Source organism: Sporosarcina luteola (assembly GCF_023715585.1).
GTDB classification, from domain to species: Bacteria; Bacillota; Bacilli; order Bacillales_A; family Planococcaceae; genus Sporosarcina; species Sporosarcina luteola_D.
This window is the reverse complement of sequence record NZ_JAMBOK010000001.1, coordinates 442,169-468,761: the sequence shown is the minus strand read 5'-3', so window position 1 is coordinate 468,761 and position 26,593 is coordinate 442,169. Positions and strand designations below refer to the sequence as shown.

Annotated in this window: 28 protein-coding genes and 1 riboswitch; of the genes, 4 read left to right on the top strand and 24 right to left on the bottom strand. The window is 44.6% G+C overall.

Annotated elements, in window-relative coordinates; all coding sequences use genetic code 11:
• Positions 1-186: 186 nt before the first annotated feature.
• Positions 187-318, bottom strand: a riboswitch (FMN riboswitch).
• Positions 319-398: 80 nt separating this feature from the next.
• The 11 genes from M3193_RS02430 to M3193_RS02380 form a co-directional block, all read right to left on the bottom strand.
• Positions 399-1,592 (bottom strand): hypothetical protein, encoded by a 1,194-nt coding sequence (locus M3193_RS02430; RefSeq protein WP_251624199.1) that lies wholly within the window; start codon positions 1,590-1,592, stop codon positions 399-401.
• Positions 1,593-2,120, bottom strand: a complete 528-nt coding sequence (locus M3193_RS02425; protein WP_251624198.1) for an RNA polymerase sigma factor SigX — start codon at positions 2,118-2,120, stop codon at positions 1,593-1,595.
• A gap of 75 nt (positions 2,121-2,195) precedes the next feature.
• Positions 2,196-3,998 (bottom strand): ATP-binding protein, encoded by a 1,803-nt coding sequence (locus M3193_RS02420; RefSeq protein WP_251624196.1) that lies wholly within the window; start codon positions 3,996-3,998, stop codon positions 2,196-2,198.
• Positions 3,991-4,710, bottom strand: a complete 720-nt coding sequence (locus M3193_RS02415) for a response regulator transcription factor (protein WP_251624194.1) — start codon at positions 4,708-4,710, stop codon at positions 3,991-3,993. The genes M3193_RS02420 and M3193_RS02415 overlap by 8 nt, the downstream gene beginning before the upstream one ends.
• Before the next feature lie 104 nt (positions 4,711-4,814).
• On the bottom strand, positions 4,815-5,999 hold the full coding sequence (gene ccsB, locus M3193_RS02410; protein ID WP_251624191.1) for a c-type cytochrome biogenesis protein CcsB: 1,185 nt from the start codon (positions 5,997-5,999) through the stop codon (positions 4,815-4,817).
• A gap of 2 nt (positions 6,000-6,001) precedes the next feature.
• Positions 6,002-7,654, bottom strand: coding sequence for a cytochrome c biogenesis protein ResB (gene resB / locus M3193_RS02405; protein WP_251624189.1), 1,653 nt, complete (start codon positions 7,652-7,654; stop codon positions 6,002-6,004).
• A 16-nt stretch (positions 7,655-7,670) separates the two neighbouring features.
• Positions 7,671-8,201, bottom strand: coding sequence for a thiol-disulfide oxidoreductase ResA (gene resA / locus M3193_RS02400; protein WP_251624188.1), 531 nt, complete (start codon positions 8,199-8,201; stop codon positions 7,671-7,673).
• A 92-nt stretch (positions 8,202-8,293) separates the two neighbouring features.
• Positions 8,294-9,025: a pseudouridine synthase gene (locus tag M3193_RS02395; protein WP_251624187.1), complete on the bottom strand. Its 732-nt coding sequence runs from the start codon at positions 9,023-9,025 to the stop codon at positions 8,294-8,296.
• A gap of 117 nt (positions 9,026-9,142) precedes the next feature.
• Positions 9,143-10,141, bottom strand: coding sequence for a D-alanyl-D-alanine carboxypeptidase family protein (locus M3193_RS02390; protein WP_251624186.1), 999 nt, complete (start codon positions 10,139-10,141; stop codon positions 9,143-9,145).
• Complete coding sequence (scpB, locus tag M3193_RS02385) at positions 10,138-10,752, bottom strand: SMC-Scp complex subunit ScpB (protein ID WP_251624185.1); 615 nt, start codon at positions 10,750-10,752, stop codon at positions 10,138-10,140. The genes M3193_RS02390 and scpB overlap by 4 nt, the downstream gene beginning before the upstream one ends.
• Positions 10,736-11,500, bottom strand: coding sequence for a segregation/condensation protein A (locus tag M3193_RS02380; RefSeq protein WP_251624184.1), 765 nt, complete (start codon positions 11,498-11,500; stop codon positions 10,736-10,738). The genes scpB and M3193_RS02380 overlap by 17 nt, the downstream gene beginning before the upstream one ends.
• Positions 11,501-11,635: 135 nt before the next feature.
• Between M3193_RS02380 and M3193_RS02375 the strand changes: the two genes are divergently transcribed.
• Positions 11,636-12,067, top strand: a complete 432-nt coding sequence (locus M3193_RS02375) for a DUF309 domain-containing protein (RefSeq protein WP_251624183.1) — start codon at positions 11,636-11,638, stop codon at positions 12,065-12,067.
• 20 nt (positions 12,068-12,087) lie between these two features.
• On the opposite strand, the gene M3193_RS02370 is transcribed toward M3193_RS02375, so the two are convergent.
• The 6 genes from M3193_RS02370 to M3193_RS02345 form a co-directional block, all read right to left on the bottom strand.
• Positions 12,088-12,456: a GNAT family N-acetyltransferase gene (locus tag M3193_RS02370; RefSeq protein WP_251627188.1), complete on the bottom strand. Its 369-nt coding sequence runs from the start codon at positions 12,454-12,456 to the stop codon at positions 12,088-12,090.
• Between the two features lie 228 nt (positions 12,457-12,684).
• Positions 12,685-14,013, bottom strand: a complete 1,329-nt coding sequence (gene lysA / locus M3193_RS02365) for a diaminopimelate decarboxylase (RefSeq protein WP_251624182.1) — start codon at positions 14,011-14,013, stop codon at positions 12,685-12,687.
• Between the two features lie 59 nt (positions 14,014-14,072).
• On the bottom strand, positions 14,073-15,521 hold the full coding sequence (locus tag M3193_RS02360; protein WP_251624181.1) for a spore germination protein: 1,449 nt from the start codon (positions 15,519-15,521) through the stop codon (positions 14,073-14,075).
• A gap of 3 nt (positions 15,522-15,524) precedes the next feature.
• Positions 15,525-16,313 (bottom strand): SigF/SigG family RNA polymerase sporulation sigma factor, encoded by a 789-nt coding sequence (locus M3193_RS02355; protein WP_251624180.1) that lies wholly within the window; start codon positions 16,311-16,313, stop codon positions 15,525-15,527.
• A gap of 3 nt (positions 16,314-16,316) precedes the next feature.
• Positions 16,317-16,763, bottom strand: a complete 447-nt coding sequence (gene spoIIAB, locus M3193_RS02350) for an anti-sigma F factor (protein ID WP_251624179.1) — start codon at positions 16,761-16,763, stop codon at positions 16,317-16,319.
• The gene (locus M3193_RS02345; RefSeq protein ID WP_251624178.1) at positions 16,753-17,103 is read right to left on the bottom strand and encodes an anti-sigma factor antagonist; all 351 of its coding nucleotides are present in this window, start codon (positions 17,101-17,103) and stop codon (positions 16,753-16,755) included. The genes spoIIAB and M3193_RS02345 overlap by 11 nt, the downstream gene beginning before the upstream one ends.
• 151 nt (positions 17,104-17,254) lie before the next feature.
• Here M3193_RS02345 and M3193_RS02340 point away from each other — a divergent pair, with 151 nt between their 5' ends.
• Positions 17,255-17,419: a hypothetical protein gene (locus M3193_RS02340; protein WP_251624177.1), complete on the top strand. Its 165-nt coding sequence runs from the start codon at positions 17,255-17,257 to the stop codon at positions 17,417-17,419.
• A gap of 209 nt (positions 17,420-17,628) precedes the next feature.
• Here M3193_RS02340 and M3193_RS02335 read toward each other — a convergent pair whose 3' ends face one another.
• From M3193_RS02335 to M3193_RS02315, 5 genes are all read right to left on the bottom strand, one after another.
• A complete protein-coding gene (locus M3193_RS02335) occupies positions 17,629-18,927 on the bottom strand; it encodes a pyrimidine-nucleoside phosphorylase (RefSeq protein ID WP_251627187.1) in 1,299 nt (432 codons plus the stop codon).
• A gap of 14 nt (positions 18,928-18,941) precedes the next feature.
• Positions 18,942-20,135 carry a phosphopentomutase gene (deoB, locus tag M3193_RS02330; RefSeq protein WP_251624176.1) on the bottom strand — a complete coding sequence of 398 codons (1,194 nt, stop codon included), beginning with the start codon at positions 20,133-20,135 and terminating at the stop codon, positions 18,942-18,944.
• Positions 20,136-20,181: 46 nt separating this feature from the next.
• The gene (gene xerD, locus M3193_RS02325) at positions 20,182-21,081 is read right to left on the bottom strand and encodes a site-specific tyrosine recombinase XerD (protein ID WP_251624175.1); all 900 of its coding nucleotides are present in this window, start codon (positions 21,079-21,081) and stop codon (positions 20,182-20,184) included.
• 237 nt (positions 21,082-21,318) lie between these two features.
• On the bottom strand, positions 21,319-21,777 hold the full coding sequence (locus M3193_RS02320) for a Fur family transcriptional regulator (RefSeq protein WP_251624174.1): 459 nt from the start codon (positions 21,775-21,777) through the stop codon (positions 21,319-21,321).
• A gap of 907 nt (positions 21,778-22,684) precedes the next feature.
• Positions 22,685-23,230: an NUDIX domain-containing protein gene (locus M3193_RS02315; RefSeq protein WP_251624173.1), complete on the bottom strand. Its 546-nt coding sequence runs from the start codon at positions 23,228-23,230 to the stop codon at positions 22,685-22,687.
• Between the two features lie 104 nt (positions 23,231-23,334).
• Here M3193_RS02315 and M3193_RS02310 point away from each other — a divergent pair, with 104 nt between their 5' ends.
• Positions 23,335-24,237 (top strand): aldo/keto reductase, encoded by a 903-nt coding sequence (locus M3193_RS02310; protein ID WP_251624172.1) that lies wholly within the window; start codon positions 23,335-23,337, stop codon positions 24,235-24,237.
• A gap of 103 nt (positions 24,238-24,340) precedes the next feature.
• Positions 24,341-24,586, top strand: a complete 246-nt coding sequence (locus M3193_RS02305) for a hypothetical protein (RefSeq protein WP_251624171.1) — start codon at positions 24,341-24,343, stop codon at positions 24,584-24,586.
• 62 nt (positions 24,587-24,648) lie between these two features.
• Here M3193_RS02305 and M3193_RS02300 read toward each other — a convergent pair whose 3' ends face one another.
• Both M3193_RS02300 and M3193_RS02295 read right to left on the bottom strand, forming a co-directional pair.
• Positions 24,649-25,947, bottom strand: coding sequence for a nucleobase:cation symporter-2 family protein (locus M3193_RS02300; protein WP_251624170.1), 1,299 nt, complete (start codon positions 25,945-25,947; stop codon positions 24,649-24,651).
• On the bottom strand, positions 25,944-26,531 hold the full coding sequence (locus M3193_RS02295) for a xanthine phosphoribosyltransferase (protein ID WP_251624169.1): 588 nt from the start codon (positions 26,529-26,531) through the stop codon (positions 25,944-25,946). Before M3193_RS02295 ends, M3193_RS02300 begins: the two co-directional genes overlap by 4 nt.
• Positions 26,532-26,593: the final 62 nt, after the last annotated feature.

Genomic DNA, 26,593 nt, shown 5'->3' with positions numbered 1-26,593 from the left:
AAAAGAGGAAAGGTCTGACCGCTATTTGGTAATTGTCCAAAATAAAATCCCTAAAGCAAATAAGCTTTAGGGAGAGTTTAAAAGGCATCATTAAATAAGGGTGGATGTAAAAGGTGGAATCCCTTTTGCAAGTTCCCATACTTAAATAAGCACCGTTTTGTGGACAACACAAAAAGACGGCTGCACCTTCACCTTCTCCCATCCAGACTATACTGTCGGCTCCGGAATCACACCGGTATCAGCTGTTAGGCTCGCGGGCTAGGAAGTGGAACTTCCATTACCGCCGGTCGGGAATTACACCCTGCCCCGAAGATGAATCAATATTATGTTACAAATCTATTGTACCGAAAAAAAAGCGTCTTGTAAACTCTACTGTTTACAAGACGCTTTTTTTGTATTTATGGAGTGAACCATGTTGGATTGCTGCCCACCGGCATCGGCAAGGCTTTTGTTAGATCATACTTGCCAAAGCTCTCTTGAACAACGTTTTCAAGCCGAACTTGTTTATCATAGCCTTGAGCGGTTAGCATGAATCCTTCAATCATTTGATTTACTGCATTTTGCTCAAGTGCAGTGACATCCAATTGCTCTGTGAACGTAATGACGGCAATATTATCTTCTACCCTAACTTCATACTCCACATTGTCCGGAACCAATGATTCATAGGTATCTCCATTCACCTTATTTTTCATCGCGGAAAGTCCCTGCGTTACTGTGTCTACAGACTCAATAGTCCCTAAAGGAGCCAAATAAGCCTTACCGGAAGGTGTCGTGAATCTGTAATAAGGGAACGGCCTTTTTAAATCCATTACATTTGAATCTCCAACACTTGGAAATGAGGTTGGTTTGCCCGTTTCATCAACAAGCTGCAGCTTTTCATATCCCGAAAAAGTTTCTCTCATCGAAGAGAAATAATTAAAAACCGTCGAGCTCGACATTTCATAATTATGTTCATCCGGAAGTTGATGATGGAGAATGCCATTTTCCTCATATAACCTGCCTTTATACGGATGGTAGTCATTGAAACCAAGTTCCTCTTCCGGAAATTCAGCGGCATATTTATTGTAAAGGTCAACCGTTGTCGGATTTCCTTTTGGGAAATCGGATTGAATCAGAGAATCAGGAATCAAAAATGTGATCGGAACGATATACGCGGATTGCTCCAATCCAATTTGAAAAGGAATGACGTCAAATAATTCATCTTGAAGAACGACATGGCTTTCAACAGCGGCGAAATCCATCGCTGTCGATTCCTTCGCTTCGGACACGCTAAATGTATCTGCTGATTCCTCCATCGCCTCATTTTCTGTGTCATTTGCTCGTTTGGCATCGAAAGAAACGGACTCTGCATCCTCGATAGCCTCTTCATTGTTTTTGAGCATCGAAGGGACAAGTAAACTGAGAAGGACCAGTGCAGCAGCTGTCACTAGTATAGGCATCCATTTCCTGGGTTTCATTCGGTGTGGTTTTCTCAGGCGCTGATCCCGTTTAAGACGCTCCAGAATTTGTTCCTTTGAACGGTTATCTTCAATTTTCGGCAATGAATGAAGAAGGCTTTCCAGCTTGTTGTCATCCCATTGATTGTTTGTCATTCATCTTTCCTCCTCTGCCGAAAGAGCATTCAATTTCTTTTGCAACGATTTGATTGCACGGTGTTGGGTGGTCTTCACCTTTCCTTCCGTCCAGCCGAGGGTGTCGGCGGTTTCCGATATGGAGAGCTCTTGGAAATACCGCAAGATGATCACCATCTTTTGGTCGCCGGTGCAGGTGTCTAAAACCTGCAGTAACTGTCTCATTTCTTCATTCAACGATGCAATTTCTTCAGGAGTGCTTCCTACTGAGGGCAACTCACTCTGCTCCCAGTCAAATTTATCAAAATTATGTTTTTGACGCACATTCTTCTTTCTGAAGTGATCTATCGCAACATTTTTCGCGATGGAGAAGAGCCAGGTCTTTTCAGAGCTCTTCCCTTCAAAACCCGCATATGCCTTCAACACTCTGACGTACACTTCATGCATTAGATCTTCGGACGAATGTCGATCTCTCGTCAAATAGATGAGGAAATTGAACACGTCCTGATGATATTGCTCGTATAGCCTGTGGAAAACGGAGTCATCCACGAAATCCCCCCGTTCATTACATTAGTCGTAATTCAAGATGAAAAGTTTCATCCCACTACTCTTTTTATTGCTTTTTTATAGCTCTTCCTCGTTTACATCTGCGGGTCCGGCAGGCAATACGCATTTGAAGATCGTCCCATACGTTTCGCCAAGTTCTGCGGTAATCCTTCCTCCGTGTGAGTCGATAATATTCTTTGCGATCGCAAGACCGAGTCCAGTGCCGCCTTTCCCTCTCGTCCTCGCTTTATCGGCTTTGTAGAAACGTTCGAAAATGAAAGGCAGATCCTCTTCTGGTATGCCGCTCCCCGTATCAGAGACGGAGATTTCGACCAGATCCCCTATCTTTTCGACACCGACTGTTACTTTTCCTCCATCAGGCGTATGGCGGATCGCATTATCGATCAAGTTTGTAAATACTTGCTCAAGACGGTCATCATCTGCATAGAGAATAATCTCATTATCGTCCGTGTCAGCGTCCAACGTAAGCGCAACATTCGAATCCCGCGCAATTTGCATGAATTTGTTTTGAACTCTATCTAAAAAAGGAACTAATGGGAAATTCAATTTGTATAACCGCATATGTCCCGATTCCATACGTGCCAGGTCAAGCAAATCTGTTACGAGACGGCTCATACGTTTCGATTCATCGTGGATAATCTGAACCATTTCATTGCGTTCCTCATCACTCGTCATTACATCATCGATAATCGCCTCACTATATCCTTGCAGTAAGGATATCGGCGTCCTTAGTTCATGTGATACATTGGCTATGAAATCGGATCTGAGTTTTTCAAGCTTATGCTGTTCGGTCATGTCACGCAACACGGCTACTGCTCCACGGATGCTGTTTTCACTGTAAAGCGGGCTGATGGAAATGCCATAAAACTGGCCTCCGATTTCAAGCTCATCCTCCACTTCCTCTGCAAACGTTATGACGTGTTCAAGCATATGAAAGATTTCTTTCGGCAATACTTTGTCATCCGCGCCATTAGCAAAATACCACTTCTGCAACAATCGCTCAGCTTGGGGATTACTTAGCAAAATCGAATAATCCCGATTGAACGTGATGACTGCATCCGTCATCGATGTGAGAATGCTTGATAATTGCTCCTTTTCCTGCTTGATCAATTCCATCTGGTATTTCAACTGTCTGCCCATCTGATTGAAAGCGGTCGCAAGTTGGCCGATTTCATCATTTTGCATGACCGGAAGACGCGTTTCAAAATTCCCTTTCGACAATTCAAAGGCCGCCTGCTTCATACCCCGCAATGGTGAAGTGATTTTAGTGGATAGGAAGAAGGCGAAAATGGTTGTCAACACAAAAGCAATGAAGGCTGATAAGAATACGATATGCGTCGTCCTTTTTGTTGTTCGATGAATAGCGTCAAGACTTTGATACATGACGATGGATTGCATGGTGCCATTGACTTCGGCATATGGATACATGAGGACCAAAAATTTCTCCATGGCATTCTCATCCGTAAGAGAAGGAAGAATCTGTTCCTTCACAACCTTTTTATTAATCTTACTATTTGAGAAAAACTTCGGTTCCGATAAGATCTTCTGCTCTATCTTTTCCTGATTCAGCCCCCGATGAAATGAATAATAGACCTTTTTATCCGAATCGATGATCATCGCATTCGTTTCGTTATCTAATATATCCTGGATAATGAGTTGCATGGCGGATTCGTTTTCATGGTCAAGGACTATTTTACCAATTGTCGTCGCTTCTCTGCGGAGCGAATCCTCCGCTTGCGTCGTATGGAAATTATCAAGGAATTCAAGGAGAAATACGGTCACGATAAAAAGGACAAAGGAAACGAGAAGCAATATGGTTGCCCATAGCTTCCCGACGATTGAATGCCATATTCTATTCATTTGGAACCTCAAATTTATAACCGACGCCCCAAACAGTAACGATCATCTTAGCAGCACTTTCCGAAACTCGGCTCAGCTTCTCCCGCAGCCTTTTCACATGTGTATCGACTGTCCGTAAATCACCGAAGAATTCGTAGTGCCAAACTTCTTTCAATAATTGCTCGCGGTCGAACACTTTATCCGGTGATTTCGCAAGGAAATAAAGCAGTTCGTATTCTTTCGGCGTCAAATTCACTTCTTTCCCTTCCGCGGTGACCCGGTGTGCATCATGATCGATTGTCAATTGAGGGAAAACGACAAGATCCTTCGAACTGTTCGTGGCCGCTGCATCCGGGAAAGTGACCGATCTTCTCAGAATGGCCTTCACACGAAGCACAACCTCACGTGGACTGAACGGTTTAACAATGTAATCGTCTGCTCCTGTTTCAAATCCAACTACCCGGTCGGACTCCTCTCCCTTCGCCGTCAGAAGGATGACAGGTGTCATTTTCTTTTCGTCACGAAGTTCTTGCAGCACTTCCAGGCCGTCTTTTTCAGGCATCATCAAATCAAGTAATATACAGTCATATTGATTAGCAAGCGCCTTTTCAATCGCCTCGGCGCCATCAACTGCCTCATCGATTTCAAAGCCTTCGCGGGATAAATACATATTGAGAAGACGACGAATCCGATCCTCGTCGTCCACCACTAATAACCTAACGTTCTCTTCCATAATCAATGTCCCCTTTCAACAACGCTTCTGTTCTCATTGTACAAGCTGTATATAAAAAAAGAAACTGCACAGGCTCCTTCTCGGCTCTGTGCAGTCCATTCGGTTTACGCGTATGAGTGCAAACCGGCAATAATCAAATTCACAGCAATCAGATTGAACATGATGATGACAAATCCGATAACCGCAAGCCATGCTGATTTTTTCCCTTCCCATCCTTTTGAGAGTCGAAGATGGAGGAATGCAGCGTAAAATAGCCATGTAATAAGGGCCCATACTTCTTTCGGATCCCAGCCCCAGAACCTTGACCATGCTTCATGCGCCCAAATCATCGCGAAGATCAAAGCCCCTAAAGTGAAGACCGGGAAGCCGATGAGAACGGAACGATAGCCGATTTCATCCATGAGCTGTGAATTGGCCTTCTTCACGAAAGGTTGGAATAAAGCCGCAATCGGTTTACGGAATATAAGCCGCAACAGAAGATATAAGACTGTTCCTGTAGCGATTGACCAAACGAACGTCGTCAATGTTTTTGCATTGACGATAGCCGGCATTTCGGCCCATGGAGTCATTGCTTCAGGCGTCTGTGCTTCATATTCGTGCATTCCGAATAACGGCGGGTAATTGTACTCGATTTTCGCTAGTGTCTCGTTTTTATCGATATACGTGAATTTCGCTTCATAGCCCGTCAGCTTGAATGTCGTCGATGATAGGACGAATCCAAGGACAAGGACAAGTGTGAACATGACCGCTTCAATCCAAAATCGCTGTTTCGAAGGATTAGTCATATCAATATTTTTCACTAAGTAAATAAGTCCCGCCACCGCACTGATTGCGAGAATCGATTCACCAAGCGCAGCAGTGATGACGTGGATTGTCAGCCAGTAACTTTGAAGCGCAGGTATGAGCGGCGTAATTTCCCGGGGGAACATGCTTGCGTAACCGATAATAATGATTGCAATCGGCAATGCAAATAACCCAAGGGATGGTGTTCTATACAAGAAAAACAGTAGAATGAAAGACCCTACAAGCATCATGCCAAACGCAGTTGTAAATTCGAACATATTACTAACAGGAGCATGTCCTGAAGCGATCCATCTCGTTATGAAATATCCTAGATGGGTGATGAAGCCGATAATAGTGATTGTAATCGCTACATTGCCCCATCTATGATTCCTATAGGATGCTTCCGATTTAGCGCCTTTCACCGCTCCGCCAAAAAACAAAGTGGCTACCAAATAGGCAATGAAAGAGACTAAAAGCAGATTTGCGCTTAACGATGCTAATCCCATAATTATTTTTCTCCTTTCTCTTCCTCAGTTGACGACTCATTGTCCTGCCTGTCCTCATATTTCGGCAGGCTGGCAACATCTTTGACGGCATCCAGTTCCTTTTTCAATGAGAACCAGTTTTTATTCGTATGGGCGGCAACCAATAGCTCTTCGCCTTCCCCTTTTTGAATCCAAATACGTCTATGATTCCAATAGGAACCTTGAATGACGCCGATCATGAAGATGAGTCCGCCAAGTAGAAGAACATACAATGTCTTGTCTTTTCGGATTGTCAGCCCGGATATATCCCGGGTATCTGCTCTGACGAATTTTACTTTATACGCATTTTCTTGCGTTTCAAGCGTTTGCCGTATTGCGACAAAGCTTTTTTCGCCTTGTGGTTTCTCGGGTGTGATCATATTGAAAATGAAGGCCGGGTTATTCGGAATCGGCGACTTGGAAACCGGTTCGCCATTTTCGACACCATCGTAATCTGCATAATAGCCGATCAAATCGACACGCGCCCCGTCATTCAGTTCATATATCCCTTTCGGATCGTCAAGGTCGATTGTGAATTCACCAAAAGACTTTCCGGTTTTCTTCTCAATCAGTTCCATTGTCATCGCTTTCAACTCATCTTGACGGTAATCCATCTGGAAGATGTTGTACCCATCAAACTTCAAAGGCTTATTGACGATGATCGGATAGTCTTTCACGTGCTCCAGATCAGTCGATCCCGGAAGGCTGTCTTCTTTCGTTTTGTATAACGAAACTTCGGTCTGATAGGATTTCACAATTGAGCCGACTCGATCAATCGCTTTTCCAAAAACTTCGTCTGCTTCTTCTTTTGAGTACAGCTCCATGTTGAAATCCTTGTTCTCCAAATAATAGCCCGGAGCTCCAGGGATTGAACGCAATTCACCTTCCCGTATCCACATCGTCTGATCAACATAAAAGCCGGGAATGCCGCGTAATAGGATACCGAATAGGAAAAGGATGAGTCCTGTATGATTGATATATGGACCCCAACGAGAAAAACGGTTCTTTTCGGCCAAAATCGCGCCATTTTCCGTCTTTACGTTGTATTTCATTTCCTTTAATTTCTCTTCTGCTTTCGCGAGTGACTCATCGGCATTTTCGGAAGGGCCAGCGCCATAGATCCGCTGCCGTTTCATAAACGATGGATGTCGCTTTGTCCGTTGCTTCTTTAATGATTTGTAAAGTGGAATCACCCTGTCGACACTCGCAATTATAATGGAGGTTCCGAGCATTCCGATCAGTATTTTGAACCACCAGCTATTATACATATCGTAGAACCCTAATTTGTAATAAAGTGTTCCGACAAATCCGTACAGACGTTCATAATACGCTAATAATTCCGCTGGTGATTCCTGATTTACCGGTACGTAAAATTTCTGTGGGAAAAGCGTGCCGATCGCCGATGTGGCAAGTACAGCGATGATAATGCTTACTCCAATTTTCACACTGGAGAAGAAATTCCAAATCTTATCGATGATTGAACGTTTATACGTTTGGGATCTGCGCGCCGATCCTTCATAACGCATATCGACAACTTCACTGTTTTTCGCTTCCTCGGTCATCGGGCGGCCGCATTTTTCACAAAGCACTGTTCCAAATGGGTTATCATGACCGCATTTGCATTTGATTTTACTCATGTGTACGAACTCCTTATCAAGGTTGGATGCTTTCCATGTACGAAATGATTTCCTTCTCCGACATTTCTGCAGTGATGATTTTCGTGATCCGCCCGTCTTTATCGATCAGCAATGTCGTCGGAAGCGGTAAAATGTTATAGAGCTCCTTAACATCTTTGTTTTTATCGATGACGATCGGAAACGTCAGTTCATATTGATCACGGAATGTATCCACTTTCAGGTTGGATTCGGCAATATTCACCGACAATACATGTACACCTTTATCCTTGAAAGCTTGGTATTGATTTTCAATGTATGGCATTTCCCGTTTGCAAGGTGGACACCACGTTCCCCAAAAGTTCAGGAAGACTCCTTCTCCTGAGTAATCTGATAACCGATGCTTATTCCCATCCAAATCGACAAGTTCAAAATCCGGGGCTTTGTCGCCTACCGCCAGGACTTTGACTTTGTCTTTCGAGAAAATGGAAAATAGAATGGCTGATGCAAGCAATAGTAAAACAGCCCCCCGAAAAATGAGGCGTGTACGCTTTTTATTCGCCTTGGACAATTGACAGCCCCCTATCGTAATAAGATTCCGATACTAAGTATAGCAAAACAACAATCGTAATTTTAACGAAGTGGTGATAGGTTTGTGAACTTTTAACCGATTTTCCCTGTTTCTGCAAGAACTCTCAATTGTTTCACTTCGTGGGTCGTCAATTCACGTGCTTCACCGGCATTTAAGCCATGCGTCGTCAACATCCCAAAAGACTCCCGTCTCAGTTTTTGAACCGGGCACCCGATTGCGTCGAACATTCTACGGACTTGGCGATTTCGACCTTCATGGATTGTGATTTCAACAAGTGCAGTTCCTGTCTTTTTATCGAATGACTGCATTTTCACTCGGGCAGGGGCTGTCATGCCATCCTCAAGTTCGATGCCTCGTTCCAGTCTTTTCAATGCATCCCGGTCTGGTATCCCTTTAATCTTCGCAACATACTTCTTTTGGATGCCGAACTTCGGATGTGTCATCAAATAGGAGAAGTCACCATCATTCGTCATGATGATAATTCCTGATGTATCAAAATCCAATCTTCCTACAGGGAAAATCCTTTCTTCCACCATCGGAAGGAGGTCGAGAACCGTCTTTCTCCCTTTTTCATCACTGACCGTCGAAATATAGCCTCTAGGTTTATATAGCAAATAATAGACGAATTGCTCTTTGACCAACTCCACACCTTCGACTTCGACGCGGTCTGCGCGTGTCACTTTAGTGCCCAACTCAGTAACGACCTTGCCGTTCACTTTCACTTTCCCCTCAACGATGAGTGTTTCCGCTTTTCTTCGGGATGCGACTCCCGCTTGTGCCAATACTTTTTGTAATCTTTCCAACTCGTCACCTTCTTTCTACCTCAAAAAATTATGTCACATTTCCCAGCAAATGAAAAGAAGACCGACCTATATACAGTCAGTCTTCCCTAATTACTTACTGTTCAAATGCCGAAAACTTCATTTTCGTATTTCAATGTCAGCGGTAACCAGCAATTCATTATCTAGGGATACAGCCCATGTCCCTTTCACTTTCCGTTCATTCTTCCGCGGTATATAGACGACATGGGAGACCTTATCCAACTCATCCTCATTCAATAACAGGACAATCGGCTTCTTCAATTCACCATTCACACCTGGAAGAATGCGGTATTTACCTTTCTTCGCAACAGTTACGTTGTCGAATTTCTTGAATGTTTCATTGGCCAATTGTTCATGGGTATTCCAGTCGTTCCCATTGTTCAACGTGACGACAATCAGTTTCTTGCCATCCTTTTCAAAGTAAGTTGCGAGCGTCCTGCCCGCAGCTTTCGTGAATCCTGTCTTGCCTGCAATGACATGATCATTTGTATGGATTAGACGATGTTTATTCCTCCAGCTTCTTACCTCGTCACCTTTCCGATAGACGAAGTTTTCCGTGGAAGCGATTTTATAGAACTTATCATTCTTCATAGCAAAGTAAAGCATTAATGCTGTCTCATACGCAGTTGACAGGTGCCGGTCATCATGAAGACCTGACGGGTTCATAAATGTCGTTCGTTCTAATCCATACAATTCAGCTTTACTATTCATCAAATCGACAAAGCCGTCAACCGAGCCGCCGGCGTGCTCAGCTAGTGCATAAGCAGCATCATTTCCTGAACGCAGCATTAATCCATATAACAAAGCATCGGAATCGATTCGAGTGCCTTGCTCTAAATAAATGGAAGAGCCTTCAGCAGTGGCGGCCTGCGGTGATATGACAATTTCACCTTCTCCTGCTCCGCTTTCAATGAATGTCAAGGCTGTCCAGATTTTCGTCAGACTTGCTATCGGCAATTGAAGATTTTCATTGGACCCGCTCAAAAGACGTCCTGTTTCAGCGTCAATAACAACCCAAGCACTTCCAGACGCCGCTTCTTTCGGTAAGGCTGTCAATAAGACCGATAAGAACAGTACAATGGCTGCTACATGCCTCAATCACTGTTTCCTCCTTCTTCTGTCATCTCAAATGCTTCTTGGAATTTCGTCATGAATAGATCTGTATCTCCGAAAGATTCTTCTTCTTCCCCCTCCACTAACGGAGGAAGCATATCGATCGATTCCAGACCAAATCTGTCCAGAAATAAATCAGTCGTCCCGTAAAGTATTGGCCTTCCGCTCGCTTCCATACGTCCTTTTTCCATAATGAAACCTTTTGCAACGAGCGTCTGGATCGGACCGTCCGACTTCACACCACGTAAATCATCAATTTCCACACGAGTGACAGGCTGCTTGTATGCTATGATTGCCAATACTTCCATTGAGGCTTGTGTAATGGAATTGCGCGACGGATTTTCGAGCATCCTAAGAATATCATCAGCGAATTCGGCTTTTGTCACGAGCCTGTAATGACCTCCGTATAGCCTGAGTGTAATTCCCGAGTCCGGTCTCTCCTCGTAATTCACACGGAGCCTTTCAGCGATTTCAGCAGCCGCATCCGTTTCTATTTGAAGCAGTGAGGCGATCTGACTCAACGTCAACCCATCATCTCCTGCTATGAATAAAAAGCTTTCCAACATTCCTTTGAGCCGTTCATCGATTGTTTCCATCAGTCTCTTCCCCTCCAACCATGACTGTCATTTTGCCAAAATTATTTTCTTGCCGTACGATAATATCAAGCCGTTTCATTAATTCCAATAATGATAGGAACGTCACGACTAAATCTTCCAGGTCTTCTTTTTCAAATAAACTTTCGAAATCGCATCGCCCGCCCAGCCTTTCAAGCGATGTCATGATGTTGTCCATTTTTTCACTAACCGAAAGCTCTGTCTTTGCAATATTTGCAGTAAGCGGAGCACGCAGCTTCTTTCGCTCGAGCATTTTCTGGAATGCGCCGATTAAGTCAAAAACGTTCATCTTCTCTTCCGGAACTGTTGCGGTTACCTCTCCGTATTCCGATAAGTCCCCGGGCAGTTTCGTGAAATGATCTGCACGATCTTCTGCTGATTCCAGTAAGGAATTGGCTGCTTCTTTGTACTTTTTGTATTCTATGAGACGGGCGACCAATTCATCCCTCGGATCTTCCTCGAAATCGAATTCGGTGTCTTCATCCAATGCTTCTCCTTCATGTACTGGCAAGAGCATTTTACTTTTGATTTCAATTAACGTGGCTGCCAGTACTAAGTACTCGCTTAGTTCGTCGAGTTCTAAAACGCGCATCGCATGAAGATGTTCTATGTATTGATTTGTCAATTCTGCCATCGGAATATCATAGATATCAATTTCAAGTCGGTTGATTAAATGTAATAATAGATCTAGGGGGCCTTCAAAAGCCTCCAGTTTCACTTTGTAAGTCAATAGGAATTGCTCCTTTACACATTATTGCTTCATCATACAGAAAGGAATGGTTGTGTGCACCCATATCATCATCCGCTGTTCTTAAATTTTATTGTTTATTTTAATAGGAATCAAGATTACTTTGAGTGTCATGAAGTGCTTGAAGAGTATTGGAAATCCATACCGGATTATACGAAAGATCATCCTCTTACTGCCTTCATCCTTTTATCCACAGGACTCTACCATTGGAGAAGGGGAAATATGGAGGGGGCATACCGCACACTTGTTAAAGCGGAAAATAAAATGCTAGCCATCCAGGAGTTCGATATTCGATATACGGAAGATATCGATTATGGACGGCTTGTACAGGATACGGCAACGGCTGTCACTAAATTGAAAAAGGGTGAACCGTTTTCCGGGTTCAAGATTCATTTGAAATCAAAACTCCTTCAACAGTCAGTTGAAGAAATCGCCTCTTCCATGGAGCTTCTTCCCGTTGGAAGTGATGCTGTCACTCATAAACATATGCTTCGGGATCGTTCCGATATTCTTGAGGAACGCGAAAAGAAAAAGCGCAGACCACAATGATCTGCGCCTTTTCCTTTTCTTCATTCGTCTAGTTCAGTATCTTCCTTTTGGCGGCATTTTCTCAAGAACGATTCTGTCTCCTCATTACTCTTGCATTCCAAGTCAGGAAAAAGATCCCCGAGCTTCGTGATTATTTTGCTGCCGATCCCCTCTCCCCGGAAAGACGGATTAACAGAAAGGTGCATTACGGTATACGAATCTGCATCCAAGATGATTCCGACGAGGCCAATGATATCTTCATCTTGCTTCAAAAGGAACAACTGCCAATTTTCTTCAGTTTCGTACTGATGAATCGTTTCCTGCAATCTTTTCACAGACTTTTCTCCGGGCATATAAGAAAGCAAGCCCATGGCGATTTTCTCATACGCCTTTTTGTATCGTAAAAGCATCATTGAAATCCCTTCTTTTCAAAAAATCCTCAGGCATCGGCAATGAGATTGTCCTTCAGAGGACCTATGCCAGATAATGATAATCGTACATGATACCTCAGGCTTTTTCAATGATCGAGAAAGTTCATTTATTCGGTCCCGCAAATGGGGCAATAAAGTACCAGTACACTGCTCCCCAAATGATTGCAGCAATGACCATTAACAGGAAAAGCATCATATTACGCTTTTTCATGTTGAAATTTCCTGCTCTGTCCTCTGCAAGGGAATATCCAACCTGATAACATCTTCATATGTTTCCCTACGGACTACCAATTGATGCTGGCCGTTCTCGCAAAATACGATTGCCGGCTTCGGAAGCCGATTATAGTTGCTTGCCATGGAGTATGTATAAGCCCCTGTACAGAAAACGGCTATGATATCCCCTTCTGCTGGTTCGGCAATATACGCATCCTCAATCAATTTATCTCCTGATTCGCAGCATTTCCCTGCGATCGTCACTTTGTCAGCATGGGGATCCAACATTCTGTTCGCCGTAGCAGCCGTATACTTCGCCTGGTAAAGCGCTGGACGGATATTATCAGACATGCCTCCGTCGACCGCTACATAAGTCCTTGTACCTGGAACTTCCTTGCTGCTGCCTGCAGTGTAGAGTGTAGTGCCCGCATCTCCGACGAGCGATCTGCCAGGTTCAATCCAGATTTCCGGTACTGGATAATTAGCTTTGCGCGACATCGATAGCACAACATCCTCCATCTCCTCAACATAAGCGGAAGGATGAAGCGGTGTATCCTCGACCGTATACTTAATGCCGAAACCTCCACCTAAATTGAGTACTGTGCATACGAATTTGAATTTCTCCCGCCACTCAATCATTTTCACCATAAGCGCTTCCGCAGCAAAACGGAATGCTTCTGTTTCAAAAATTTGAGAGCCGATATGGCAATGCAAACCGAGTACAGTAATGTAAGGATGATTATAGAGCTTGAGGAAGGCATCATCCGCTTGGCCATTCTTTAAATCAAAACCGAATTTCGAATCCTCTTGGCCGGTTGTAATATAGTCATGAGTTGAAGCATCAACACCAGGAGTGACACGCAGCAGAACATTCATCTTCTCCTTACGCGATTCTGAAATCTCCTTAAGCATTTCAATTTCCAGGAAGTTATCAACTACGATGCATCCGATTTTTTCATCAAAAGCGAATTGCAGTTCCGTGTAACTTTTGTTATTTCCGTGAAAGTGAATCTTTTCCCGTGGGAAATCTGCGGCTGCCGCCGTGTAAAGCTCTCCCCCTGATACAACATCCAATGACAGCCCCATTTGCTTGGCAAGTTCATAGATGGCTATAGAAGAAAAAGCTTTGCTTGCATAAGCTACTTGCGCAACGATTCCAGCCTTTACAAATGTTTCCTGGAAAGCAACCGCACGTTCCTTGAATAGAGCAATATCATATACAAGCAAAGGTGTGCCATATATATGCGCAAGATCTACTGTATCTACTCCGCCTATCGTCAAGTGGCCCTGATTGTTCACCGATTGAGTTCCATATAGATGCATATTCATTCCTCCAAGTCATGTTGTTAAAACTTTATCACAACTGGAAGGCAGGAATCAATCTACGAAAGCCTATTCCGGTCAGGTGCTTTTGTAATGTATGGCCTAGGTGCATCCATCGTCATTGGATAACGGATCAATACTCGCTTCATGGCCTCAGGGAAAAACGGAACTGCCGGCCATAGGTATGGTGTCCCCATTGGTTTGAGGGATGCCAAATAGTAAAACAGGAAAGCGATTCCTAAGAAGAACCCTGGAGCTCCAAGAATTCCCGTTAAAATAAGTATGAAGATCCTGAACACTTTCGTTGTAATGCTAAGTTCGAAAGACGGAATTGCAAATGTGAAAATAGCGCTCACAGCAACGTACAGGATGACTTCTCCAGTGAACAGGCCGACATCGATTGCCACTTGCCCGATTACAATCGCTGCAACGAGTCCCATGGCAGTCGTCATCGGAGATGGGGTGTGTATAGCGGCCATCCGTAAGACCTCAATGCCGATGTCTGCAATTAATAATTGCACCAGCAGAGGGACGGATCCCGGATCATTCGGTCCGATATAACTAAGTGAAATCGGTAAGTATTGCTGATAGGTCGCAAGTAAATACCAAAATGGAAGCAGCAATAGACTGAGCGACGCACCGATCAGGCGGATCCATCTCACAAACGTTCCGATAAACGGTGCTTGACGGTATTCCTCTGCATGCTGCAAATGATGAAATATGGTCGCAGGCACTAAAATGACTGAAGGGGATGTATCGACGATAATTGCGATATGGCCCTCAAGGAGATGCGCGGCGCAAATATCCGGCCTTTCCGTAAAGCGAACGAACGGCATCGGGTGGAATCGTTGCTTAAACAGGAATTCTTCCAATGATTTATCTGTCATTGTCAGTCCATCATGTTCAATCTCATCCAGCCTTTTCCGGATGTAGGAAAGGTGCTCCTCACTGGCAGCACCTTTCATGAATGTGATGGCGACATCCGTCTTTCCGTTCACAGTCGTTTGGTGCATTTCAAAACGAAGATCTTCCGTCTTGAGCCGTCTCCTGACAAGAGCCGTGTTCGTGATGATGTTCTCTGTAAAACCATCTCTAGATCCACGGATGACTTTTTCAGTGTCCGGCTCTTCAGGCGACCTTCCCGGATAGCTTCGGATATCCCCGATGAAAACAAAACCATCGGGGAGCACGAAGCCGACCTGTCCACTTAATACATTATTGAGCAGTTTCTCTTTCTCATCGACATCCGCCAGGGCATAATAAGGGAAGTACGTAAGAAACCATGCCGGATCATCCCTATTTTCCTCTTCGGGTTTTAGGCCTTCTTGCATTTCCGTCAACAGCGTCGTCAAAATGTTTCCATCTACTAATCCGTTAATGTAAAGCAATAATGCAGGCATTCCCCATAAATGGACGGTTTTCGCCGTAGCATCGAATGTTTCATTTTCGCCGAATTTACTATGGAACCACTCTTCTCCGTCTTTCAAAGATGTAAATAACTTAGCCATGTATTATTCCGTCCTCACTTTGCCATCACTTTCCTCTGGTTGTGCACTCATCCATGTCTTCAACTGAGCTAATATCTTTTTCTCCAACCTGGAAACTTGCACTTGCGAAATACCGATTCGTTCAGCGATGTCACTTTGCGTATAATCCAAGTAATATCTCATATAAATGATTGTTTGATCCCTTTTATTTAGCTTGGAAACAACGTCCCGGAGCGGTATATGATCAAAAAACCTCTCTGAACGGTCATCCCTCAGCTGGTCCATCAACGTTAAACTATCCCCTTCATTTTCATATAGCTGTTCATGTAGGGAAGCGGGATCCCGCAATGCATCCGATGCGAGAATGACTTCATCAATCGACACATCCAACACTTCGGCAATTTCAGAAACGGAAGGTGATCTTCCGTGGTTTTTAACATAGTCGTCCGTCGCATGGCGAATTTTGAAACTCAGTTCTCGAATCGATCTGCTGACTTTCACCATGCCATCGTCTCGAAGGAAACGTTGAATCTCCCCTACAATCATCGGTACGGCATACGTGGAGAACTTCACTTCATAGGATAGATCGAATTTATCAATCGATTTCATGAGGCCGATGCAGCCGATTTGAAACAGATCTTCAAGGTCGGCTCCCCTGGATGCAAATCGTTGTACGATTGACCAGACGAGCCTAGTATTCCCTTCCACCATCATTCTTCTTGCATCTTTGTCGCCATCCTGGGATTGCTGGATGAGCACTCTCATTTTCTCCTGTGACAATAGGGCATCTTGTCGCTCAACTGATGTATCCATCGGTCACCTCATTCTGCTTGCTTCCGTGACCGGAGAAAACGTTTTCTCGAACCGCACTACCGTTCCATTTCCAAAGGACGATTCCACTGAGAGATTGTCCGAAAAGCTTTCCATGATCGTAAATCCCATTCCTGATCGTTCCATGAGCGGTTTCGTCGTGAACATCGGCTCCATCGCCTGTTGAACGTCAAAAATACCTCCGCCCTTGTCTTCGACTGTCATCGTCACTTTATTTTCATCAATTACAGCATGGATCGTGACCATGCTCTTTCCATCATTTTCATAGCCGTGGATTATGGCGTTGGTGACGGCTTCTGAAACGATTGTCTTGAATTCCGATATTTCTTCAAGGGTCGGGTCCAATGGCGTTATAAAACATGTCATCGCCATCCTCGCCAGCGCTTCATTTTCTTCGATTGCAACAAAAGATAATGTCATTTCATTTCTCATGTAAGACCCCTCCGATTTCACCAATTACACTGTTGACCGAGCCATGTCTGATGTTGGAACCTAAGCCGGAAAAATTGAAGATTTTCTCCATAGTCGGGGACGGGTTCAAGATGAGCGTCTCTCCATTGAATGGCGCCAGATCACGCATCCTGCCAAGTATGAGCCCGATGCCTGCACTATCCATGAATCCCAATCGGCTCAAGTCCCAGATGATCCCTTTCACTTTTCCAGTAAAGATGGAAGATGTGATAGTGGAACGGATCCTGTTTGCTTCAAGATTGTCCAACTCCCCTGCTAATGTTACGACCACAATGCTATCAATTTGTTTAATATCAGCCATGCTGAATCCCTCCTTCATGCGGATTACATTCAACATCGGGCAAGGGAAATCCTTTCACCTGACATAACTAGTCAGTAACTTTGTGTTTTTCCTATGTTTCGACAAAGCGTTCTACCTGAAAAAGTCTATCCATTTTCAGGACGGTTTACACATGTTAGGAATAAATAGAGCAGTTTATATAATGTTGATTTCCGCTACAGGCGGCCGCTTTCCGGGGGAGCGGGCGGTGAGCCAATCGAACAGCGAAGGGTTCGATTTGCCGTATTTCTGCGCTTTTTACAGAAATCAAGGGATAATGGACCATCTGCTCCCTTAAGGTCGCAAAAAACATTGATCGCAAACGCCGTCCTTCGTAACTGCGTTCGCTAATCCCCCAGGAGTCGCCGCCTTACACTTCAATCAACGTAGTCTCCTATTATTCGGGGATTTCCCTGCTAGTGATCATAAAACACCGTCCAACATAAAAAAGACTGCCTCGGAAAGTCAATTTATCGACTTTCCAAGGCAGTCCCATGTTAAATGGTATTAGCCTGTAATCATTTCATGAATCAAAGCAGGTTTTTCTTGTTCTTGATCTGAAATGTGGATATGTTTTTGAATCAATTCGATGGATTTTGCAACGTCTTCCCGATTGGAGTGGATGATGGCTAGTGGTTCGCCAGCGGTTACGTTATCGCCGATTTTTTTCTTCAGGACGATGCCGACAGCTAAGTCGATGACGTCGTCTTTTGTTGCTCGTCCGGCTCCTAGAAGCATTGCTGCGACTCCGATTTCATCTGCTACCATTTTGGAAATCGTTCCCGATGATAAGGCAGGGACTTCAATTTGGAATTTCGCCGAAGGGAGCAATGAAGGATCGTGAACAATCCGGGCGTCTCCGCCTTGTGCTTCGATCAATTTGCCGAATAGGTTCAATGCTGAACCGTCTTTGATGACCGCTTCGAGCATGGCGCGTGCTTCTTCAACCGTTTCCGCCTTCTCACCGGCAACAATCATCTTGCTTCCTAGAACGAGGCAAAGCTCCGTTAAATCTTCAGGGCCCTCGCCTTTCAGCGTGTCAATCGCTTCTTTTACTTCAAGCGCGTTTCCGATCGCATAGCCTAGCGGTTGGCTCATGTCTGAAATGACTGCCATTGTGTTCCTGCCTACTTGGCGACCGATCGCAACCATGGAATGTGCAAGTGCCTCAGCATCTTCCAATGTCTTCATGAATGCGCCCTCGCCCGTTTTCACGTCCAATACGATTGCATCTGCGCCTGCGGCTATCTTCTTGCTCATGATGGAGCTTGCGATGAGTGGAATGCTGCTGACAGTTGCCGTTACGTCGCGTAGGGAATAAAGATTTTTATCCGCCGGAGTCAAATTGCCGCTCTGTCCGATGACAGCTACTTTCAGATCATTCACTTGGTTGACAAACTGCTTCTCGGTAAGCTCGATATGAAATCCTTTAATCGCTTCGAGCTTGTCGAGCGTTCCACCCGTGTGACCAAGACCGCGGCCGCTCATTTTTGCAACCGGTACGCCGCAAGCTGCAACGAGAGGAGCCAGGATCAATGTAGTCGTATCGCCGACTCCGCCGGTCGAATGTTTGTCGACCTTAATCCCTTCAATCGCCGACAGATCAATCTGGTCGCCGGATTCAGCCATCGCAATCGTCAGGTGGCCTTGTTCCTCAGGCGTCATGCCTTGAAAGTAAATTGCCATCAATAGGGCGCTTGCTTGATAATCCGGAATGGATCCGTCTGTATAGCCGTTGATGAAAAAAGTGATTTCCTCCTTGGAAAGCATTTCCCCATCTCTTTTTTTCTCGATGATATCAACCATCCTGAACACAATCATCACACCTTTTCCGTTAATGAACTTAAGAAGCTTTCTCCGAACTCGGGAGCTTTCACATTGAAGTTTTCGGCAATCGTTGCGCCAACGTCTGAAAATGTCTTCCTCAATGGCAATTCGCCTCCACTTATGAAAGCCGGTGAGTAGATGAGTAATGGAACATATTCCCTCGTATGGTCGGTTCCGCTATGAACTGGATCATTACCATGATCCGCTGTAATGATTAGCAAATCATCCTGTTTCAAGGACTCGATAATTTCCGGTAAGCGGGCGTCGAATTCCTCCAGCGCGTTTCCATAACCGATCGGATCTCTGCGATGTCCGAATAACGCATCGAAATCGACAAGATTTGTAAAGCTCATGCCGGTGAAATCTGATTTCATAACTTCAATTAATTTATCGACTCCGTCCATATTGCTTACCGTCCGTACTGCATCTGTCACGCCTTCACCATTGAAAATATCGGAAATCTTTCCGACAGCAATGACTGCTTTTCCGGCGTCTTCCAATTCATTCATGACTGTTCTGCCGAATGGCTTCAATGCATAGTCATGACGATTTGTCGTACGGGTGAAGTTTCCAGGTTCTCCGACAAACGGTCTTGCGATAACACGCCCAACTAGGAACTCAGGATTCAACGTGAGTTCACGGGCAATCTCACAAATTCGATACTGCTCATCAATCGGAATGATCCCTTCATGAGCCGCAATTTGTAAAACAGGATCTGCGGATGTATAGACAATGATGGCGCCCGTTTCCATATGCTCCGGACCTAGCTCATCGATGATTCCTGTACCGCTCGCTGGTTTATTGCCGATCACTTTTCTCCCTGTCCGTTTTACGAGCTCATCGATCAGCTCTTGAGGGAATCCATTCGGGTAGACTTTGAAAGGCTTAGTTATGTTTAAGCCCATCATTTCCCAATGGCCTGTCATCGTATCTTTACCTACTGACGCTTCCTGCATCATTCCATAAATGCCGGCGGGAGTAGCTTCAACTTCAATTCCTTTGATTTCCTTGATATTCGAAAGGCCAAGCCGACCCATATTGGGCATCTTCAATCCGCCTATCTCTTCGCCAATATGACCAAGCGTGTCTGCTCCTTGATCTCCGAATAAATGAGCGTCAGGCGATTCACCTATTCCGACAGAGTCAAGTACGATCAAATGTATGCGGTTAAATTTCGTTTCTTCCATATCCAAACCTCCACTAGTCATATTTCCCAAACCTTCCACCATTTTTTCAAGCACGGGGATGGAACTTTACGTATACATCTTTTAATCTCGATTTGCTGACATGAGTATAAATCTGTGTCGTAGAGATATCAGCATGCCCCAGCATTTCTTGGACAGCCCGTATATCCGCCCCATTCTCAATGAGATGGGTAGCAAAAGAATGACGCAAAATATGCGGGGTCAATTCTTTTTGGATACCGGCTGCGGATGCATATCCTTTAATTATTTTCCAACAGCCTTGCCGAGTCAAGCGACTCCCCCTCATGTTGACAAAAAGCGCATCCGTCCCTTTCGTTTTTTCGATGAAAACAGGACGTGCTTCATGTATGTAAGTTGTACAGGCTTTCATCGCACCGCCGCCCAGCGGGATAATCCTTTCCTTTCCGCCCTTACCGAAAACACGGACAAACCCCATGGAGATGTGTATATCGTCAACGTCCAAACTGATCAGCTCACTGACACGCATTCCGGTGCCATAGAGCAATTCCAACAATGCAATATCCCGTTTCCCCTGTGGCTTACTGCTTTCCGGCATGGAAATCAGTTTGTCCACTTCTTTGACGGAAAGGACCGAGGGCAGTTTTTGTTCAAGTTTCGGCATTTCCAAATGGACTGTCGGGTCTTCCGTCGTTACTTTCTCCCGGAGAAGGAACTGATGAAACGAACGTATGGAAGATATATGCCTAGCGATAGTCCTTGACGATTTCCCTTGCTCTTTAATGCTGTGCAAATAATGCAGAATTGCGGAACGATCGATGTCGTCAATTGAGCTGACACCTTCCTTTTCCAATTGAAGGAGATAATCGGAAAGGTCTCGTTTATAGGAAGTGACCGTGTTCTGAGACAGTTGCCGTTCCACTTTCAGAAAATGGATGTAATCCTCCAAACCAAACTTAGCATCCTCCATGCAAATCACTCCTCCTTTCAAAAGCGAAGGGCGCCTGCTTAGCAGAAGTTCGCAGTCTAAGTACGCCGCGTCCTGCGGCAACGACTGCATGACCGGCATCCTGCCGGCCTCAGGCATAAGGCGAAGATGCGACGTGGCGCTTTTTGCCACAAAGCAGGTTTGACTTATGACCCAAGCCTCTGGCGCCCGAAGTCTAGATCCAATGACAAAAAGGGACAGCTACGCGCCATCCCCATTTCACTTTTTACCGTCATTCCCCGCGGATTTGCAATTTTCGCAAACTCCGTGGAAGGTCAACCAATGGTCTTTTACGTTAAATCCATATCGGTTTTCGACAATTTTCTCGACATCACCTAATAGATCTTCTTGTATTTCAGCGACTTTTCCACATTCAATGCAAATAAGATGATGGTGAAAACGTGATGCCCCTTCTTGACGCAAATCATAACGGGAGACGCCATCACCAAAATTAATCTTGTCGACAATCTTCAGCTCCGTCAGCAGCTCCAATGTCCGATAGACAGTGGCAAGGCCAATTTCCGGCGCCTTCTCTTTGACAAGTAAGAAAACATCTTCAGCACTTAAATGATCTTCTTCATTCTCAAGAAGGACCAAGACCGTAGCTTCCCGCTGAGGCGTCAACTTATAGCTGGCCCCATGCAATTGCTTTTTGATCCGTTCAATCCGGCTCTCCATATGACGCCCCCCTCAACACTGAGACCATTATATCAAAGAGGCGATCTTTGTGACAACAGAAAGGAAATAGGAGACTTGCAATCCGGTCAGCGAACTAGAAAATGAAAGATCGTAATCTCTATTAGAAAAATGAAGAATGCCATTCCCGCCAACACGGGAACCCCTTGTAGATTCCGCGCTTTCCTCGATACTCTGTTGAAATATGGAGGGCTCAAAACAACACAATAAATCAGGAATAATAGACAGGAAATAAACTGGAACGGGAACCACCAAATTGCGTATTGCCAGATTTTCATCCCCGAATATAGGAGGTAAGAGGATGACAATCCGAATAGCACACATTTTATTGCACCAAAAAGAACTACGGCATGTCTTGTTTTGCTATTCACTGACAGAAGGAACGTCATTACAAAAAATGACAGCAATGTTATAAAGGGTCTCCATGCAGACCCATCGGAAGTTGATATGACTCGTGAATCGAAAAAGCTGATCCAATTTTCGGATGCAGCTATCGGAATTTCTCTGAACAACAATGCCCCGCCGATATATCCGACGGCTAGTACGATAAATAGATGGATAAAAGATAAGGAACGGACCATAGGCTTCACCTCCGCATCGTTTCTATAACGTATGCTTGTCCGTTCCAACATATGATGAATTAAAAAGCATGCAAACAGTTGATTTCCGTTCCAGGCGGACGCTTTCCAATCGAACAGCGAAGGGTTCGATTTGCCGTATCTCTGCGCCTTTTGCAGAAATTAAGGCAACCTCATCCTTCCCCCTTAAGGTCACAGAAAACAATGCTCGCAACGCCGTTCTTTGTAATGGCATTCGCAGGAGTCGCCGCCTTACACTCCAATCCACTGGAGCCACTTGATTTAAATCATTTATTCATCTTTATAATAGCTCATTTATTTAGAAGTTTTTTTGCGTGGAGGATTGCAAAAGCTGTTTTCGCGTCGTAAATTCGTTGATTCAACACCATCTCTTCCGCTTCTTCGAGAGTACATTCCATCAGTTCAATGAACTCGTCTTCATCCCCCGCAGCAGGCTTGTCTACTTTATATAGTTCTTGCGCTACGAAAATATGAATGATTTCGTTCGCAAATCCCGGAGATGTTGCGAATGATTGGAGGTATTCAAATTGATTAGCCCCGTAGCCGGTCTCTTCTTCCAATTCACGCATCGCTGTGACCCTGATATCTTCTCCAGGCTCGATCTTTCCGGCTGGGATTTCAACGATGGATCGATTTAATGCCTTTCGATATTGCTCGACAAGAACCATTTTTCCCTCATCGGTTATGGCGATGACGGCGACGGCACCTGGATGATTGATGAGCTCCCTTTTCGACCGCTTGCCGTCAGGCAGTTCGACTTCATCTACACGAAGGGAAATGATTTTTCCTTCAAATATTGTTTCAGATGCAACAGTCTTCTCTTCAAAACGATTCATTACGCCACTCTCCTTTTCTCGACTAAAGCAACAAACTTCCCCTATCAACTTCTACATTGTACAGTTTATTTTAAGTAGATGAAAACAATTGCGGAGGTGCGCCAATGAAAAAGCGAGAAATTGGAAATACCGGAATTTACGTATCCGAATTAGGACTCGGGTGCATGTCATTCCCTGATAACCTGGAAGAAGTGAGGAGCATTGTCGACGCGGCATTACATGCCGGCATCAACTTTTTCGACACGGCAGATTTATACGCTGGTGGCAAAAACGAATCTTTGGTTGGCAAAGCGTTAAAAGAACGGCGTAATGAAATAATTCTTGCGACGAAAGTCGGCAACCGAATGATTCCGGGGGAAGATGGATGGGTCTGGGATTCTTCGAAGGTACATATTACGGAGGCAGTAAAGGACAGTTTGAGACGTCTAGGCACTGACTACATCGACCTTTATCAGTTGCATGGAGGTACGATGGAAGATGATGTGACAGAAACGATTGAAGCCTTTGAAGCATTGAAAAAGGAAGGGGTCATTCGTCAGTACGGCATTTCGTCCATCCGTCCAAATGTCATCGAACGGTTTTTAACGAATGGCTCTGCGGTTTCCGTCATGATGCAATACAGCCTGCTGGACCGGCGTCCGGAGGAATGGTTCCCTATGATCCGAGAAGCGGGAGCATCTGTCATCACAAGGGGGACATTGGCAAAAGGATTATTGACGGACGAAGCCCTTACTCGGGTCAGTAAGATGGACGGATTTGTTGCATATGATTCTGAAGACTTGAAGAGGACGGTCGGCAAGTTGCATGAAACTGCAAGTGATCTGCATGCGAGCGCCTTAGCATTTAACCTAATAGAAGATGTAGTAGCTTCCGTTTTGATCGGCGCCAGTTCTAAGGATCAGCTTCTCGATACAATCTTAGCGTATGAAAAGAAAGCCGAGCAATCCGATATAGCCTCCATTGCGCAACTAACTAAGGTACATCAATACGAACAGCACCGGTTATGAGTCTGTAATACTCTCGTAATAAATCTGTAATGATTAGGAAACTACTTCACGGGTATCTAACAAGTAGGCAAGAATTAATCATTACACCTTGGAGGAGATTTCATTGAAACTACTTACAGAAGACAAAAAATGGTTGAAACTTGGAGCAGCAACATTCCTTTCCGTAGGACTACTCGCAGCATGTGGTGATGGCGACGATGATACGGACGTAGATGTGAATAATCCACCAGCTGAAGTAGATGACGGCGTTAACGATGGAAATGATACTAATGTCGACCTTGATACAGATGACGGTACAGATACTGATACTGACTTGGATACTGACACGGATGCCGATGACAGCAAATAAGCGAATGAAACACAAAAACGAGACTCTAAAATTGAGTCTCGTTTTTTTTGCTATTTACATTGTTAAACTTCTTGCTCTGTTAACTTTACCTGTGCGACCTTTTTGCGCTTTTTCGAAGGAAGCATATTGAATATGATATTTAACGAAATTGCCGTCAAGCTTCCGGCTACAATACCGTTGCTTGTCAACATCTGGATACTTGCGGGCAGGTTTGCGAAAATATCTGGTACAACGGATACGCCAAGGCCGAGGCCTACTGAACAAGCGATGATCATCGCGTTTTCCTGTGATTCACCTACCACCTTGCTCAACATTTTGATTCCTTGTGAAATGACCATGCCGAACATTGCCACCATCGCGCCACCCAACACTGACGTCGGAATGACCGTTGCCATAGCAGCGATTTTCGGCATAAATCCTAATGAGACAAGCATGATCGCTGTAATTAATATGACTCTACGTGATTTCACGCCGGACATTTGCACTAAACCGACGTTTTGTGAAAATGTCGTATATGGGAAGGCGTTAAAAATCCCGCCGATCAATGAAGCCAATCCTTCGGAGCGATACCCCTTCTCCAAGTCTTTCTCAGTAATTTCCTTCTCAGTTATATCGCTTAGTGCAAAATATACTCCAGTGGATTCTACCAAGGAAACCATTGCAACTAACGTCATCGTTAAGATTGGAACGAGATGGAACGTCGGTGTTGCTAGATAAAACGGCGTTAGTAAATGGAAGGCTGAAGCCTCTTTCACTGCACCGAAATCTACAATGCCAAAAATCATCGCCGCTACTGTGCCCGCAGCCATTCCTAGCAGAATCGAAATTGATCGAAGGAAACCTGTTGTGAATCGATAGAGAAGTATGATGGATAGAAGTGTTCCAAAAGAGAGAAGAATGTTGGTGCTCGATCCGAAATCAGGCGCTCCGAATCCCCCACCCATATTATTTAAAGCGACTGGAATCAAAGTGATCCCGATTATTGTAACTACAGAACCTGTTACTACTGGCGGGAAGAACTTGATCAGCTTTCCGAAAAACGTACTGATTATCACGATAATCAATCCCGAAGCGATGACCGCTCCATATATTGCAGAAATTCCGTATTTATCCCCGATTGAAATCATTGGCCCAACAGCTGTGAACGTGCAACCGAGCACAACCGGCAATCCGATCCCAAAAAACTTGTTATTCATGATTTGTAGGATTGTCGCAATTCCGCACATGAGAATATCGATGGATACAAGGTACGTCAATTGGGTAGAGGTTAAGCCGATTGCCTGTCCTACAATTAGCGGGACAAGAATCGCACCTGCATACATAGCTAGTAAGTGTTGAAAACCTAATACAACCGATTTCATAATGATGTACCTTCTTCCCTGAATTCGACTTTTCCATCTTCAAGTGATTCGAGGATCGCCAATGATTCAACACGTATCCCTTTACTCCGAATCATTTCGCCTCCTGGCTGGAAGCCTTTTTCAATGACGATTCCAACTCCGACGAGCTCCGCTTCCGCCTGCTTAACGATATCAAGAAGCCCGAGGACTGCTTGTCCATTGGCAAGGAAATCATCTAAGACTAAAACCTTGTCTCCTTTTTTCAAGAAATCTTTGGAAACCGAGATTTCATTCGTTTCATTTTTAGTGAAGGAATGAACGTCAGCTGTGTATAAATTTTCGCTCATCGTCAATGATTTGCGTTTCCGTGCAAAAATCGCTGGCACCCCGAGTACTAAACCTGTCATCATTGCTGGGGCAATCCCCGATGATTCAATGGATAGCACTTTTGTCACTCCATTCTCCTTGAAACGTTCCGCGAATTCCTCTCCAACCGCCTTCATAAGCGGAGGATCGATTTGATGATTCAAAAACGAATCCACTTTCAACACTTGATCGGATAGCACTTTCCCGTCCTGCATGATTTTTTCCCGTAGCTGCTTCAACCTGATGCTCCTCCTTTTTCATTCACGATCAGAAGGAATTAAAAAACCCCCAATGACCGTGC

What these genes read in the sequence shown, in the direction of transcription:
- resB (WP_251624189.1), bottom strand. Translation starts at nt 7,654, where the DNA reads ATGAGTAAAATCAAATGCAAATGCGGTCATGATAACCCATTTGGAACA.
- M3193_RS02420 (WP_251624196.1), bottom strand. Translation starts at nt 3,998, where the DNA reads ATGAATAGAATATGGCATTCAATCGTCGGGAAGCTATGGGCAACCATA.
- M3193_RS02345 (WP_251624178.1), bottom strand. Translation starts at nt 17,103, where the DNA reads ATGGCTGATATTAAACAAATTGATAGCATTGTGGTCGTAACATTAGCA.
- M3193_RS02370 (WP_251627188.1), bottom strand. Translation starts at nt 12,456, where the DNA reads ATGCTTTTACGATACAAAAAGGCGTATGAGAAAATCGCCATGGGCTTG.
- lysA (WP_251624182.1), bottom strand. Translation starts at nt 14,013, where the DNA reads ATGCATCTATATGGAACTCAATCGGTGAACAATCAGGGCCACTTGACG.
- M3193_RS02320 (WP_251624174.1), bottom strand. Translation starts at nt 21,777, where the DNA reads ATGGAGAGCCGGATTGAACGGATCAAAAAGCAATTGCATGGGGCCAGC.
- M3193_RS02415 (WP_251624194.1), bottom strand. Translation starts at nt 4,710, where the DNA reads ATGGAAGAGAACGTTAGGTTATTAGTGGTGGACGACGAGGATCGGATT.
- M3193_RS02300 (WP_251624170.1), bottom strand. Translation starts at nt 25,947, where the DNA reads ATGAAATCGGTTGTATTAGGTTTTCAACACTTACTAGCTATGTATGCA.
- M3193_RS02430 (WP_251624199.1), bottom strand. Translation starts at nt 1,592, where the DNA reads ATGACAAACAATCAATGGGATGACAACAAGCTGGAAAGCCTTCTTCAT.
- deoB (WP_251624176.1), bottom strand. Translation starts at nt 20,135, where the DNA reads ATGGAAGAAACGAAATTTAACCGCATACATTTGATCGTACTTGACTCT.
- spoIIAB (WP_251624179.1), bottom strand. Translation starts at nt 16,763, where the DNA reads ATGAGAAATGAAATGACATTATCTTTTGTTGCAATCGAAGAAAATGAA.
- M3193_RS02335 (WP_251627187.1), bottom strand. Translation starts at nt 18,927, where the DNA reads ATGGTTGATATCATCGAGAAAAAAAGAGATGGGGAAATGCTTTCCAAG.
- M3193_RS02355 (WP_251624180.1), bottom strand. Translation starts at nt 16,313, where the DNA reads ATGGATACATCAGTTGAGCGACAAGATGCCCTATTGTCACAGGAGAAA.
- M3193_RS02360 (WP_251624181.1), bottom strand. Translation starts at nt 15,521, where the DNA reads ATGGCTAAGTTATTTACATCTTTGAAAGACGGAGAAGAGTGGTTCCAT.
- M3193_RS02310 (WP_251624172.1), top strand. Translation starts at nt 23,335, where the DNA reads ATGAAAAAGCGAGAAATTGGAAATACCGGAATTTACGTATCCGAATTA.
- scpB (WP_251624185.1), bottom strand. Translation starts at nt 10,752, where the DNA reads ATGGAAACAATCGATGAACGGCTCAAAGGAATGTTGGAAAGCTTTTTA.
- xerD (WP_251624175.1), bottom strand. Translation starts at nt 21,081, where the DNA reads ATGGAGGATGCTAAGTTTGGTTTGGAGGATTACATCCATTTTCTGAAA.
- ccsB (WP_251624191.1), bottom strand. Translation starts at nt 5,999, where the DNA reads ATGGGATTAGCATCGTTAAGCGCAAATCTGCTTTTAGTCTCTTTCATT.
- M3193_RS02340 (WP_251624177.1), top strand. Translation starts at nt 17,255, where the DNA reads ATGTTAGGAATAAATAGAGCAGTTTATATAATGTTGATTTCCGCTACA.
- M3193_RS02315 (WP_251624173.1), bottom strand. Translation starts at nt 23,230, where the DNA reads ATGAATCGTTTTGAAGAGAAGACTGTTGCATCTGAAACAATATTTGAA.